A 13,951-nucleotide genomic window follows, 5' to 3' on the forward strand; every position below is an offset into this window, starting at 1 on the left:
AACATATGTTTTAATAAGAGCGTGAAGCTTGCAGGTGCACGCCTGTACGGGCGGCGCGGGGTTCGCAACCAGGCGCTGCGGGTGGCCACCGCCGCCAAAGCCTGTAATCGGGCGACCTCGTGAAGGTCGTCCAGGCGTACCGGTACGCGCTTGACCCCACACCTGGCCAGATGGAAGCGTTCGCGTCGCACTGCGGTGCGGCACGGTTCGCGTTCAACTGGGGTCTGGCACTGGTCAAGGCAGCTCTCGATCAGCGGGAGGCGGAGCGGACCTACGGCATCAGCGGGCAACTGCTGACCGAGGCGCCCTGGTCACTGCCCACGCTCCGCAGAGCGTGGAACATCGCCAAGGGCACGGTCGCACCGTGGTGGGCCGGCAACTCCAAGGAGGCCTACAGCAGCGGCCTAGATGCCCTGGCACGAGCACTGAAGAACTGGTCGGCATCCCGCAGAGGCGAACGGAAAGGCAGAGCGCCAGGGTTTCCCCGGTTCAAGTCCAAGCACCGTGCCACCCTCTCGTGCCGGTTCACCACCGGAACGATCCGCCTGGAGACTGACCGCCGCCATGTGACGCTGCCCCGGCTGGGCACCATACGCACCGCCGAGTCGACCCGCAGGCTCGCCCGGCACCTGGAACGTGGTACGGGCCGGATCATGTCGGCCACCATCCGGTACGACGGTGGTCGGTGGTTCGTCTCCTTCACCTGCGAGATCAACCGGGCCGACCCCACCACCGCACGGCCCGACGCCGTGGTGGGGATGGATCTAGGGGTGAAGAACCTCGCAGTACTTTCCACGGGTGAGGTGATCCCCAACCACAAGCACCACCAGGCAGCGCTGCGAAAGCTGCGCAGTCTGAACAAGGAACTGGCCCGTCGCCAGGGCCCCCGCGCCCCGAGCGGGGGCAAGCGTGAGACTTCGGCCCGCTGGCGCAAGACCAAAGCGGCGCTCGGCAAGGCGCGTGCGCGGGTAGCCCGGCAGCGGCGCGACGGCCTGCACCAGCTCACCAGCCGCCTGGCCACCACCTACGGCACGGTCGTAGTGGAAGACCTCAACGTGTCGGGGATGCTCGCGAACCGCCGCCTGGCCCGTGCCATCGCCGATGTCGGTATGGCCGAGGTGCGGCGGCAGCTCATCTACAAGACCGCCTGGAGGGGCGGCAGGCTCATCGTGGCCGACCGTTGGTTCGCCTCCTCCAAGACCTGTTCCGGCTGTGGCGCGGTGAAAGCCAAGCTCGCCCTGTCGGAACGTACCTACGTATTCGCCTCCTGCGATCTCATCCTCGACCGGGACGAGAACGCCGCACGCAATCTGGCCGCCCTCGCGGCCGACGTCGCCCAGAGTTGCGGGGAGACGGAAAACGCCCCCCGGGAGATCGGGCGGGGCGGCATCGGCCGTCCCGGTGGAGCCGGTGTAAGACCCACCGCGAGTGGGCGGTCGGCCGTGAAGCGGGAACCCCCGATGCGGGGAACGCCGGGCCGCAAGGCCACGGTTGCCTGACCTGTGCTCACATTTGATCACATTTCAGGTAACGGATATCGGTACGTCGACTACGCGTGCTCCGCCGTGTCGAACAGGGCCTTGGCGGCGTCGCCGAAGTACGGGCCGTACATGGTGCGCTGGTCGTCGCTGTACTTGAAGCTGCTCACCGACGTGATCGTGCCCTTGCCCGTGCCCAGGTCGAACGTGGTCATCCACGGCCCGCCGCTCGACCCCGCCGTCATGTCGCACCCCAGCCCCTGGTCGCGGCTCTGCGCGTACGGGTCGGGCTTCAGCCGTCCCGCGCAGTAGAACAGATGGCGCCCGTCGTACGGCGGGTCGGCGGGGTAGCCGAAGCCGAACGCCTGGCCCCCGCGGGCCGCGTTGAAGGCGATCTCCTGCGTGCCCACCACGTCGGCCACGTGCCTGCCGCCGGACGTGGCCAGCGCGACCATGCCGACGTCGTAGTTGTCGTCGCCGCTGCGCGACCAGGGCCCGGCCACGAACATGCGGCGGGCCGCGTACTGGCCGTACCGCTGCGCCCCGCTCGTCCCGTACCCCGGCACGAACGTCCAGTTGGCGGCCCACCCGCCCGTGCCGTCCTTGACGCAGTGCCCGGCGGTGACCACGACATCCCTGTTGGCGCTGCGCACGGTGCTGGCCGAGCAGACGAAGTCCGCCCCGCGCACGGTCAGGAAGACGCGGCCGGTGGTCCTGGCCACGGCGCCGCCGGTGATCCAGCGCGAGCCGACCGTGCTGGTCTGCGGCCGCCTGGCCGTGGACTCCTCGTCCCGCTCGGCGGCCGCCTGGTGCTGCCGCGGGTCGCGGCCCCACAGCCAGGCGGCCAGACCCTCACCCGACACGCCCGTGGTCACGCCGTCGCCCGGCGAGGTCAGGCGCCGGCCCGACACCTCAGGAGCGGTGTTCACCTCGGCGCGACCCGTCAAGCCGCTCAGCAGGCCCTTGCCGTCCGTCGCCATGTCCAGCAAGTCGATCGGCAGTGCTTTGGCCATGCGCTCCGGCGTCCAGTAGTCGAGCACGCGCCGCTGCTCAATGGTGGTGCGCGCGGCCACGTGCTCGGCTATCTCGTGACGCAGTGCCCGGTGGCCAGGTGCGTCGGCCTGCTGCTGGCCGGGGGCCACGCCGAGGAGGGCGGGCCCGATCAGCCCCGCCAGGAGCGGGGCTGCCGCTAGCAGGGGGGTGCTCAAGGTCATGCCCCCCGAGTGTGCACTACGAGATGTGTTCTTGTGACTACTTTCGGTAAATTCCTCAGAGTGCGTTGGTGCTCTGGGCCGCTTGATAGACGTTCTGCGCCTCGTTCCCGAAATATGGGCCGAACATCCAGTTGGCAGCGAAGTTGTATTTGAAGCTGTTGACCGAATTCTGGGTGCCGAGTCCCGTCGACTCGTTGAAATTCAGCATCCAGGGGCCGCCGCTCGAACCGCCGGTCATGTTGCAGGTCAGGCCGTGGTCCTGGCTCGCGAGGAAGTCGTCGAAGGTCCGCCCGCTGCAGTGGATGAGCTTCGAGCCGTCGTACGGCGCCGCCGCCGGGTAGCCGAACGCGTACATCTGCTGCCTTCTGCCCTGGTTGAACGCGACGCCCTGGCCGCCCACGACGTCCACCAGCGTCTTGCCCTCCAGCGGTGCGACGACGGCGGCGGCGACGTCGAAGTTCATGTCCTCGCTCGCGTTCCACTGCTGCGTGGTCAGCAGTTTCGTGGCCGCCCAGGTGCCGAACGGCCGGTTGCCGGCGTTGTAGCCGGGCACGAAGACCCAGTTCGTGTGGAACGTTCCGTTCAGCTTGACGCAGTGGCCGGCGGTCAGGACCACGCTCTTGTTCGCGCTGGTCACCGCCGAACCCGAGCAGGACGCGTTGCGCCCCTGCGTGGTGAAGAAGACCCGGCCGGTGGTCTTCACGACCGCGCCGGAGCCGGTCCACGGCTCGCCGGACGACCTGGCCGCCTGCAGCTCCGCCCCTGCGCGGGTCGCCCCGGTGGGCGGCGCCGTCCACGGGGTGCCCTCGGCGGGCTCTCCCAGCGCCACCTTCGCCCCCTTCTTGGGGCCGGGCGCGTCCAGCGGCTGGGCCGCCTCCATCCGCTGCTCGGTCCAGTACGTCAGGACCTGCCGCTGCTCGGACGTGGTGTCCGCCGCCGCGTGCTGGGCGGGTTTCGGCCGCATTTGTACGGCGGCCTGCGCCCCACCGGCGGGCAGCAGGGCGGCGCCGCCGGCGGTGAGCGTGAGGGTGGAAAGCAGAACGACTGCGCGGTGCATTACGTACCTCCCGAAAACCGGACCTGGGGTACGGAAGGTAGTCGTAGCAATATCCAGATTTCTCAAGATTTGCGCATACCGATATAGCCGTATTCAGGCATAAATTAACTGCGTTATCTCAGGTCACATAAGTGCCGGGATTTGGGCAGGGGTGGCACCGCGTGCCTGAGCGCGCCCTGCAGCGGGGAGAATGGACGCGTGCATGAAGAGACCCTGCGCTCGGTCGTCGTCCTCGGCTCCACCGGCTCCATCGGCACCCAGGCCCTCGATGTCATCGCCGCCAATCCAGGCGGCTTCAAGGTCGCCGGGCTGGCGGCGGGGGGTAGCAAGATCGACCTGCTGGCCAGGCAGGCGGCGGCGTTCGGCGTCGAGGTCGTCGCGGTGGCCGACCCCGCGGCCGTGCCCGCGCTGAAGGAGGCGCTGTCCGCGCACGGCGCGAAGCCCGCGGTGCTCGGCGGCCCCGAAGGGGTCGCGGAGATCGCGGGATGGCAGTGCGACACGGTGCTCAACGGCATCACCGGCGCGCTCGGGCTGACCTCCACGCTGGTCGCGCTCGAGGCGGGCAGGACCCTCGCCCTGGCCAACAAGGAGTCCCTGATCATCGGCGGCCCGCTGGTCAAGCGGCTCGCCAAGCCCGGCCAGATCCTCCCGGTCGACTCCGAGCACTCGGCGGTGCAGCAGTGCCTGTGGGCCTCGGGTCCCGACGGCTACGACCCCGACAGCGTCAAGCAGCTCGTGATCACCGCGAGCGGCGGGCCGTTCAGGGGGATGAAGCGCGAGGAGATGGCCGACGTCACGCCCGAGATGGCGCTGGCCCACCCCACCTGGTCGATGGGCCCGGTCATCACGATCAACTCCGCGACCCTGGTCAACAAGGGGCTGGAGGTCATCGAGGCGCACCTGCTGTTCGACTTGGGTTTCGACCGCATTGAGGTCGTGGTCCACCCGCAGTCGATCGTCCACTCCATGGTGGAATACGTCGACGGCTCGACCGTGGCCCAGGCCAGCCCGCCCGACATGCGGCTGCCGATCGCGCTCGCGCTCAGCCACCCCCGCCGCATCCCGGGTGCGGCACGGGCCATCGACTGGGCCAGGGCGCACACGTGGACGTTCGAGCCGCTCGACGACGTCGCGTTCCCCTCCGTCGCGCTGGCCAGGCACGTCGGCGGCGAGGGCGGCACCGCGCCCGCCGTCTACAACGCGGCCAACGAGGCGTGCGTCGACGTGTTCATGCGGGGCGAGTTGCCGTTCCTGGCGATCGTCGACACCGTGGCCAAGGTGGTCGAGGAGCACCAGGTCACCCCGGCCGACTCGGTCGAGGAGGTGCTCGCGGCCGACGCCTGGGCCCGGGCCCGCGCGATCGAGCTGTCCCGCTGACTACCTAGACTGGAAACCGTCGTCACAGTAAGGGTTGAAATGTCTTCTGTAGCTCTCGGCATCCCGACGGTCCGTCCCAAGCCGCTCGCCGAACGCCGACACTCGCGCCAGATCATGGTCGGCAGCGTGCCCGTCGGCGGCGACGCACCCGTCTCGGTGCAGTCGATGACGACCACGGTGACCGCCGACGTCAACGCCACGTTGCAGCAGATCGCCGAGCTCACGGCGTCCGGCTGCCAGATCGTACGCGTGGCCGTGCCGTCCCAGGACGACGCCGACGCGCTGCCGATCATCGCCAAGAAGTCGCAGATCCCGGTCATCGCCGACATCCACTTCCAGCCGAAGTACGTGTTCGCCGCCATCGAGGCGGGATGCGCGGCAGTCCGGGTCAACCCCGGCAACATCAAGAAATTCGACGACAAGGTGGGCGAGATCGCTCGGGCCGCCTCCGACCACGGGGTGCCGATCCGGATCGGCGTCAACGCCGGCTCGCTCGACCCGCGCCTGCTGCAGAAGTACGGCAAGGCCACGCCCGAGGCCCTGGTGGAGTCGGCGCTGTGGGAGTGCTCGCTGTTCGAGGAGCACGGGTTCCGCGACATCAAGATCTCGGTCAAGCACAACGACCCGGTCGTGATGATCAACGCCTACCGGCTGCTCGCCGCCAAGTGCGACTACCCGCTCCACCTGGGCGTCACCGAGGCCGGCCCCGCCTTCCAGGGCACCGTCAAGTCCGCCGTCGCCTTCGGCGCGCTGCTGGCGGAGGGCATCGGCGACACGATCCGCGTCTCCCTCTCCGCGCCTCCGGTGGAGGAGGTCAAGGTCGGCGCCCAGATCCTGGAGTCCCTCGGGCTGCGCGAGCGCGGCCTGGAGATCGTCTCCTGCCCGTCCTGCGGCCGGGCCCAGGTGGACGTCTACACCCTCGCCGACCAGGTGCAGGCCGGGCTGGAGGGCCTGAAGGTGCCGCTGCGGGTGGCCGTGATGGGCTGCGTCGTGAACGGGCCCGGGGAGGCCCGGGAGGCGGACCTGGGGGTGGCCTCGGGCAACGGCAAGGGGCAGATCTTCGTCAAGGGCGAGGTCATCAAGACGGTGCCGGAGTCGCAGATCGTGGAGACGCTGATCGAGGAGGCGCTCCGGCTGGCCGAGGAGATGGGCGTCGACGTCGACCTCGACGACGACTCCGGCCCCGAGATCGTGGTCGGCTGACCCGCCCCCCTTCCCACCGCGTCCTTCCGGCCCGCCGCACCAACGGCGGGCCGCTCCATGTCCCACTTCGAGCGCGCGGTGGGCACCCGCCCTGCCAAGCCGCGCACCGGCTTTTGAGCGCGCCCTGCCGAGCCGCACGCCCGTACCTCAGCGGCACGCCGGCTGGGCGCCGCTCGCGTTGCGCCGAGCTCCGCCGTCCCACTACCGACCGCACCGGCACCCAAGCGGTGCGGCGCCTCGACCCGGCGGTCGGTCCGTCGCCGCCTTCGGAGCCTCCCGAGCCCGGAGCCCTCCGAGCCTCGCGCCCTGCACCCTCCGAGCCCCCGAGTCCCGCCCCGCCCTTCGGCCGGCCAACCGGCGAGCGGGACGCGTTGCCCGCCGTAGCACGCCCCATCACGCCCCATCGCGCCGCCCCAAGGGCTGCCCGTCACAATGCCCCGGGCGCGGCCCGTGGACGCTCACACCGGCGCCTCAGGGGCCGGCAGGCATCCGTCCAAAGGCAGGAGCCCCGCAGAAGGGCCCGTGGGACCTGCGGGGCTCGCGGTGAGCTGACGGGCCGGGGGCCTAGAGTGTCAGGCCCGTCAGGACCATGACCTTCTCGTACGTCAGGTCCGTCATCGCCGAGTGAAGACCCTCGCGCCCGATCCCCGAGTCCTTGACCCCGCCGTACGGCATCTGGTCGGCCCGGTACGACGGCACGTCGCCGATGATCACGCCGCCCACCTCCAGCTCCCGGTTCGCCCGGAAGGCGGCGTCCAGGGAGCGGGTGAACACCCCGGCCTGCAGGCCGTACTTCGAGTCGTTGACCAGCGCGTACGCCTCGTCGATCGAGGCGGCGGGCTGGAGGATCATGACGGGGCCGAAGACCTCCTCGCACGCCACCTTGGCGTCGTGCGGGACGTCGGCCAGCACGGTCGGGGCGATCGTCGCGCCCTCGCGGGTGCCGCCGGCCAGGACGCGGGCGCCCGCGGCGACGGCCTCGTCGACCCACTGCTCCACGCGCTTCGCGGCGGCCTCGGAGACCAGCGGGCCCACCTGGGTCTTCTCGTCCGCCGGGTCGCCGGTGACGAGGCCGGCGACGGCCGGGAGGAGGCGCTCGACGAAGGCGTCGTACACGGGCTGCTCGACGATGACCCGCTGCACGGCGATGCAGCTCTGGCCGGCCTGGTAGTTGGAGAACAGGGCGATGCGCTGCGCGGCCCAGTCGAGGTCGGCGTCGGACAGCACGACGGCGGCGGCGTTGCCGCCCAGTTCGAGCGTCACGTGCTTGCGCGGGACCTGGTCGGCGATGGCGTACCCGACGGGCGCGGAGCCCGTGAACGACACCACGGGGAGCCGGGGGTCCTGGACCAGCGCCGAGGCCCGCTCGTTCTCGATCGGCAGCACCGAGAACATCCCGGCGGGCAGGTCCGTCTCCGCCAGGATCTCGCCGAGCAGGAGCGAGGAGAGCGGCGTGGCGGGGGCGGGCTTGACGATGACGGGGGCGCCGACGGCGATGGCGGGGGCGACCTTGTGGGCGACCAGGTTCAGCGGGAAGTTGAACGGGGTGATGGCCAGCACGGGCCCGTACGGCACCCGCGAGACGTACGCCAGCCGCCCGGCCGCGGCGGGCTCGGTGTCGAGCCGCTGAACGTCGCCGGACCAGCGGCGGGTCTCCTCGGCGGCGAAACGGAACGTGGCGATGGCGCGGTTGACCTCGCCGCGCGCCCAGAAGATCGGCTTGCCGTTCTCGGCCGTGATCAGGTGGGCGATCTCGTCGGCCCGCTCGGCGAGCCGCCGCGACACGTGGGCAAGCGCCTCGGCGCGTACGTGCACGGGCAGCGCGGCGGCCTCCCGCGACACCGCGTGAGCAGCCTCAATAGCCTCTTCGACCTGGGCATCTGTCGGTACGGAGTGCCGCCCGACCGCGCGGCCGTCAAGGGGGTTGGTCACAGTGAGCTCGGAGTCCCCGGTCGCGGCGCGGCCGGCCAGCCAGAAGGTACGCACGTCCATACACATGACGTTATGCCAAGCGGGAGATGGGGGATTTACACCATGGTGCACAAGACTCCCATCAGGGCTCACCGTTAAGTACAAGCTCCCTGGTATACCCATGATGTAACGGAAGTAGACCCAATTCGGGATGTTTACCATGCGGAGTGGTTTGAGCGATCTCCGCCCTGGCTAAGTCATCGGGTGCGGGTCTCCAGCGCGGTGGGCCCCCGATCTGAGAAAGGCGTGGGCCCCGTGACCGAACGGCGTGAGGTCACAAGGACGCATAGCTGGTCCTTGGGCGCAAGGGAGGTCTCATGACCTCGGCCCCGCTGGGCCTGCAGGGCGCTTATCTCCTGGGCGAACGCGCCACCCACGACGAGCTTCGCTCCCGCCTCCTCGACGTGGCGGTGAACCTCCTCGAGACGGACGGCCCCGACAGCCTGACCATGCGCAGGATCGCGGCCGAGGCGGGCTGCACCACGACCGTCATCTACACGATGTTCGGCAACCGGGAGGGGCTGGCGGAGGCGCTGTATCTGGAGGGGTTCGAGCGGTTTCGACGCTTCCTGGAGGCGGTGCCGTCGCGGCGCAGCCCGTTCGAGCACCTGTCCGCGCTCGGGCCCGCCTATCGGCAGGCGTGCCTGTCCGAGCCCGGCTACTACAGCCTGATGTTCGAGCGGGCGATCCCCGGTTTCGAGCCCAGCGAGCGCGCCAGGACCCTGGCCCGCGCCGCCCTGAACATCCTCGACCGGGTCATCGCCGACTGCATCTCGACCGGCTACCTGATCCCGACCCAGCCCCGCAAGATCGCGGACGCGCTGTGGGCCGCGGCCCAGGGGGCGATCGGTTTGGAACGCGCCGGGCACCTGCGCGACGGGAGCACGTACGAGGCCGTGACCACGGCGATCATCTGCTGCTATCTGGTGGAGAAGCAGGAGTAGCGGCACGCCGGCGGCGGGTGGCTTCGAGCGCGAACCACAGCTCCGCTCGCACGCCCGGGTCGTCGAGGTCGCGTCCGAGCAGCTCGGTGACGCGTTTCATCCGATAGCGGAGGGTGTGGCGGTGCACGCCGAGCCGCTGCGCCGCCGCGTCCCAGTGGCCGTTGCTGTCCAGGTACGCGCGCAGCGACTCGACCAGGTCGGCCCGGGACCCGTACGCGGTGAGGGGGGCCAGCAGCGCGGCGGCGAACGCCTGGGCGGCGGCCCGGTCGAGCAGCCCGAGCAGCCCCTGCCCGGCCAGCTCCCCGAACGTCACCACCCGGCCGCCTCCCTTACCCGGCGCCCCGCCGCCCGTGGCGGCGTCCAGCGCGCGCCGCGCCTGGTCCAGCGCGCCCTTCAGGCTCTCGGGGGCGTAGCCGCACGGCAGGCTCACGCCCACCGGCGCGTCCGCCTCCAGCGCCGTCTTCTCCGCCGCGGCGTCGGGCACCAGGGCGACGGCCAGCGGATGCTTCGGCTGCCCCGCCGACGTCGCGGTGCCCCCGGCATCGAGCAGCGCCGCGAACGCGTGCTGATCCAGCGCCTCCAGCGCGTCGGGATCCGCCGCCAGCACCGCCAGCGGCTCCTCGGGGAGCCGCCCGCCGAGCGGCTCCAGCACCGCCCGCGCCTGCTCCTTCGCGCCCGCGAGCAGCAGCTCCAGTACGGCGGTGCGGGCCCGCCGCTCGGCCTCCAGCTTGGTTCTGCCCTGCTCCAGGGCCAGGGTGAGCAGGGATCCCGCGGCGTTGATCACCGTGTGGGTGACGGGCGAGAAGGGTTGCGCGGCCCCGACGGCGAAGAAGCCGCGCGGGCGCGCCCCGCCGCCCAGCGGCTGCACCACGATGTGCTCCCCCGGCCCCGACAAAGCCAGGCTCGCGGGCAGCACCCCACCCCCACCACGCGCAACGCCCCCACCGCCACCACGGGTGGCCCCCTCGCCGCCCGGCTCGCTGCGGAGGCGGGACAGCTCGGACACGACGGCGTCCGTGTCGGCGCCGCGCGTGGCATGGCGCACCTCGCCCGCCTCGTCCAGCAGCGCGGCCCACCCGCCCACCTCCTTGGCGAGCCGGTCGACGACCGCGTGCATGCCCTCCGGCCGGAGCGCCGCCCGCGTCAGCCGGCCCTGGGCGGCGAAGGCGCGGCTGATCTCGTCGTACTGCTCGGCCGCCAGCAGCTCGCTGACCGCCTTGCCGACCGCGATGAACGGGGTCTCGCGCGGCACCTCGAACAGCGGCAGCCCCGCCCGCTCAGCGGCGGCGACCAGGGCCGGGGGCACCTCCTCGTGCGAGACGCCGACCCCGAAGCCGAGCCCGGCGACGCCACGGGCCACGAGGCGGGCGACATACTGGGACTGGTCGCCCTCCATCCGCATCCCCGTGGTGAGGAGCAGTTCCCCGCCCTCCAGGTACGGCGTCGGGTCCGCGAGCTCGCTGACCGCCACCCAGCGCACGGCGGCGTCCCACACGCCGGCGGCCCCGTGGCCCGGGATTCCGGCCACCGGCCGGAGGCTCATGCGGCGGACGACGGTCCGGAGCGTAGGCGGCATACGAAATTTGTCCATTTCGGCAAAGACGACCCCCTCCAGTGTGACATATCGACGTATCGGCGCAGGTGGAAGCCCGCCGTAGCGTCAAAACCATGAGCATTCCCCAGGAGCGGCGCGTCGTGACCGCGATCCCAGGCCCCAAGTCGCAGGAGTTGCTGGCCCGCAAGCAGGCCGCCGTCCCGCCCGGCATCGGCACCACGCTGCCGGTCTTCGTCACCCGCGCCGGCGGCGGCGTGATCGAGGACGCCGACGGGAACTCGCTGATCGACTTCGGCTCCGGCATCGCCGTGACCAACGTGGGCAACGCCGCGCCCAAGGTCGTCGAACGCGTCCAGAAGCAGGTGGCCGACTTCACCCACACCTGTTTCATGGTCACCCCGTACGAGTCGTACGTCCGGGTCTGCGAGAAGCTCAACGAGCTGACCCCGGGCGAGCACGAGAAGCGCACGTTCCTGGTGAACTCGGGCGCCGAGGCCGTGGAGAACGCGGTCAAGATCGCCAGGCACGCCACCGGCCGGCCGGCGGTCGTCGTGTTCGACCACGGCTACCACGGCCGCACGCTGCTCACGATGACGCTGACGGCCAAGAACATGCCGTACAAGCACAGGTTCGGCCCGTTCGCGCCCGAGGTGTACCGGGTGCCGCTGGCGTACCCGTACCGCTGGCCCACCGGCGCCGAGAACTGCGCCGAGGAGGCCGCGGCGCAGGCCATCGACCTGATCACCAAGCAGATCGGCCCGGACAACGTGGCCGCCGTGGTGATCGAGCCGATCGCGGGCGAGGGCGGGTTCATCGTGCCGGCCAGGGGCTTCCTGCCGCGCATCGCGGAGTTCTGCGAGGCCAACGGCATCGTGTTCGTGGCCGACGAGGTGCAGACCGGTTTCGCCAGGACGGGCAACCTGTTCGCCTGCGAGGACGAGGGCGTCGTGCCCGACATCATCACCACGGCCAAGGGCATCGCGGGCGGCCTGCCGCTGGCCGCCGTGACCGGGCGCGCGGAGATCATGGACAAGGTGCACGCCGGCGGCCTCGGCGGCACGTACGGCGGCAACCCCCTGGCCTGCGAGGCCGCGCTCGGCGTGCTGGAGACCATCGAGGCGGAGGACCTCGTCGCCAAGGCCCGCCGCATCGGCGAGATCATGCTTCCCCGGCTCAAGGCCCTCCAGGAGCGCTTCGACGTGATCGGCGACGTCCGCGGCCGGGGCGCGATGATCGCGATCGAGCTGGTCGAGCCGGGCACCAAGGAGCCGAACCCCGCCGCCGTCCAGGAGATCGTCAGGCGCTGTCACGCCGAGGGCCTGCTGGTCCTGACGGCCGGTACGTACGGAAACGTCCTGCGTTTCCTGCCCCCGCTCGTCATCCCCGAGCACCTGCTTGAGGAGGGCCTCGGCATCCTGGAGAAGGCGATCGCCGAACTCTAGAAGAAACCCCACCAATCGGGCATCCGGCTTGCGGCTGGATGCCCGATTTTGTGGTGTAAGTGGCGCCGTTCGGGTAGAGAATTCACCCTGACTTGACGCTCAGCAGGACACTCACGGCCGCAGTCAGGGTTATAAACGATCCGGTATACGGATGGGCGATGGCTGCAGGAAGCGTGATGAACTGGAGTCCGACCAGAACGGCGCGAAGTATGTTGACGTTCGACCCTGAAGGCCTGACCTGGGCCCAGCGCGACGGCGACGCCTGCGTCGTCTGTCACAAGAGATGGCCGCGACCCCGCGTGCGCGTGGGGCGCCTGCCCGACGACTCGGGCGTCCTGGCCTGTGGCGACTGCGCCGAGGCGCTTCTGCCCACACCCAAATCCACGGTGGTGGCCTTCCCGTCCCGCTGAGCGGCAGGGCGGACGTCAACGAGACGCCCCGGGACGGGGGGGGAAGGCCCGGGGCGTCCCTCGCAGGCCGCGCCCAGGGGGGAACGGGCACGCCCGCCGCACTGTCACAAGAGGATCGGTGACTCGCTCATTTCGCGAGCTTCTGCCACCTATCCAGCCAAGTGAGATAATCAGTGCATTCCCCATCTTCCGCCCGGCAATCCCCGGGAGGCCGTACGGCGAAGGCGACCCGGTCGAGCTTCTTTCCCCTCCCGTACAGCTCGCACACCGCCTTGGCCCGCCCCTTGCACGCCTTGGCGCTGGCCGGGGCCAGCCCCGCCCACGCGGCGGCGTCACGCTGCGCGTTGGCCGCGGTCACCCAGTTGAGCCACCGGTAGGCGCAGGTGGTGTCGGGGACGTTCGCGCCGAGCATCCAGGAGTCCACCCACCCGGTCGTCTCGCGCGTCTGGAGCGTCTTCACCGGCTTGCCGGCCTTCTGCAGGAGCACGCGGTAGTAGGGGGTGGCCTGGGCGTAGTCGAGCGACCCGGTGGCGAACCCCTGCACCAGGTCGACCGGGCTGCGCCAGTACGTCCGCTCCTTGCTCTGCTCCAGCAGCGCCACCGCGCCGTCGAGCTGGTCCTTGGTCAGCTCGTACGGGTCCTTCGCCGAGCCGTCGGCCAGCGCGGCGTCGGCGATCGTCAGCGGGCTGTCCCTCAGCGCCACCCGGCCGGAGGCGAACGCCTGCTTCAGATCGCCCTTGGCCTTGGTCGAGTCGTAGATGAACTCGTGGTAGCCCCACAGGTACGGCACCCCGTACACCTTGCCCGACACGGTCGACATGTCGCGGAAGCGCTTGTCGATGTCGTCGTAGCCGCTCACCTTGGCCGGGTCGATGGGCTGCGCCTGCTTGCCCTCGATCAGCTTGGCGGCCAGCACGGGCCCGGCGGAGATGACGTCGTACGCCCGCTGGCCGGCCAGGTCCTCCATCTCCTTCGCGCTCTGCACGGTGTCGAGCTTGGCGATCCGGCAGCCGGTCTCCTTCTCGAAGTTGCCCACCCAGTTGGCCTTGGGGCTGGTGCCGCCGTACTCGGCGTATCCGCGGTAGGTGAGGATCTGGAGCGTGCCGTCGCTCTGGGTCGCGCTGGGGGTGGGGGTCGGCGTCGGTGTGGGGACCGGAGTGGGTCGCGCCGCGCCCATGCCGGCGACCAGCGCCACTGCGGCGAGCGCCAGCGCACGAGAACGACGACGATTCACGATGTCCCCCCTTGTCCCCATGTGCTGGGTCCGTGTGCTGGAGCTTACCGGGGAGTGGGGCGGGAG

The 13,951-nt window shown here is 70.7% G+C and carries 11 protein-coding genes; 6 read left to right on the forward strand and 5 right to left on the reverse strand.

Annotated elements, in window-relative coordinates; translation table 11 throughout:
• The first annotated feature begins 119 nt into the window (after positions 1 to 119).
• On the forward strand, positions 120 to 1,499 hold the full coding sequence (gene tnpB / locus ABZS69_RS39005; protein WP_355381050.1) for an IS607 family element RNA-guided endonuclease TnpB: 1,380 nt from the start codon (positions 120 to 122) through the stop codon (positions 1,497 to 1,499).
• 50 nt (positions 1,500 to 1,549) lie between these two features.
• On the opposite strand, the gene ABZS69_RS39010 is transcribed toward tnpB, so the two are convergent.
• Positions 1,550 to 2,692 (reverse strand): trypsin-like serine protease, encoded by a 1,143-nt coding sequence (locus ABZS69_RS39010; protein WP_355381052.1) that lies wholly within the window; start codon positions 2,690 to 2,692, stop codon positions 1,550 to 1,552.
• Between the two features lie 55 nt (positions 2,693 to 2,747).
• On the reverse strand, positions 2,748 to 3,749 hold the full coding sequence (locus ABZS69_RS39015; RefSeq protein WP_355381054.1) for a peptidase: 1,002 nt from the start codon (positions 3,747 to 3,749) through the stop codon (positions 2,748 to 2,750).
• 198 nt (positions 3,750 to 3,947) lie between these two features.
• Here ABZS69_RS39015 and dxr point away from each other — a divergent pair, with 198 nt between their 5' ends.
• On the forward strand, positions 3,948 to 5,126 hold the full coding sequence (gene dxr / locus ABZS69_RS39020) for a 1-deoxy-D-xylulose-5-phosphate reductoisomerase (RefSeq protein WP_355381056.1): 1,179 nt from the start codon (positions 3,948 to 3,950) through the stop codon (positions 5,124 to 5,126).
• 39 nt (positions 5,127 to 5,165) lie between these two features.
• Complete coding sequence (gene ispG / locus ABZS69_RS39025; RefSeq protein WP_355381058.1) at positions 5,166 to 6,329, forward strand: flavodoxin-dependent (E)-4-hydroxy-3-methylbut-2-enyl-diphosphate synthase; 1,164 nt, start codon at positions 5,166 to 5,168, stop codon at positions 6,327 to 6,329.
• Positions 6,330 to 6,893: 564 nt separating this feature from the next.
• On the opposite strand, the gene ABZS69_RS39030 is transcribed toward ispG, so the two are convergent.
• Positions 6,894 to 8,321: an aldehyde dehydrogenase family protein gene (locus ABZS69_RS39030; RefSeq protein ID WP_355381060.1), complete on the reverse strand. Its 1,428-nt coding sequence runs from the start codon at positions 8,319 to 8,321 to the stop codon at positions 6,894 to 6,896.
• A gap of 296 nt (positions 8,322 to 8,617) precedes the next feature.
• Here ABZS69_RS39030 and ABZS69_RS39035 point away from each other — a divergent pair, with 296 nt between their 5' ends.
• On the forward strand, positions 8,618 to 9,244 hold the full coding sequence (locus ABZS69_RS39035) for a TetR/AcrR family transcriptional regulator (RefSeq protein ID WP_355381062.1): 627 nt from the start codon (positions 8,618 to 8,620) through the stop codon (positions 9,242 to 9,244).
• Here the strand turns inward: ABZS69_RS39035 and ABZS69_RS39040 are convergent.
• Positions 9,210 to 10,820: a PucR family transcriptional regulator gene (locus ABZS69_RS39040; protein ID WP_355381064.1), complete on the reverse strand. Its 1,611-nt coding sequence runs from the start codon at positions 10,818 to 10,820 to the stop codon at positions 9,210 to 9,212. The genes ABZS69_RS39035 and ABZS69_RS39040 overlap by 35 nt on opposite strands.
• 92 nt (positions 10,821 to 10,912) lie before the next feature.
• Between ABZS69_RS39040 and gabT the strand changes: the two genes are divergently transcribed.
• Both gabT and ABZS69_RS39050 read left to right on the forward strand, forming a co-directional pair.
• Complete coding sequence (gene gabT, locus ABZS69_RS39045; RefSeq protein ID WP_355381066.1) at positions 10,913 to 12,241, forward strand: 4-aminobutyrate--2-oxoglutarate transaminase; 1,329 nt, start codon at positions 10,913 to 10,915, stop codon at positions 12,239 to 12,241.
• A gap of 209 nt (positions 12,242 to 12,450) precedes the next feature.
• A complete protein-coding gene (locus tag ABZS69_RS39050; RefSeq protein WP_355381068.1) occupies positions 12,451 to 12,651 on the forward strand; it encodes a hypothetical protein in 201 nt (66 codons plus the stop codon).
• Between the two features lie 127 nt (positions 12,652 to 12,778).
• On the opposite strand, the gene ABZS69_RS39055 is transcribed toward ABZS69_RS39050, so the two are convergent.
• Complete coding sequence (locus ABZS69_RS39055; protein WP_355381070.1) at positions 12,779 to 13,885, reverse strand: extracellular solute-binding protein; 1,107 nt, start codon at positions 13,883 to 13,885, stop codon at positions 12,779 to 12,781.
• Positions 13,886 to 13,951: the final 66 nt, after the last annotated feature.

Origin of the sequence: Nonomuraea sp. NPDC005650, assembly GCF_040605375.1 — a bacterium.
Lineage (GTDB): Bacteria > Actinomycetota > Actinomycetes > Streptosporangiales > Streptosporangiaceae > Nonomuraea.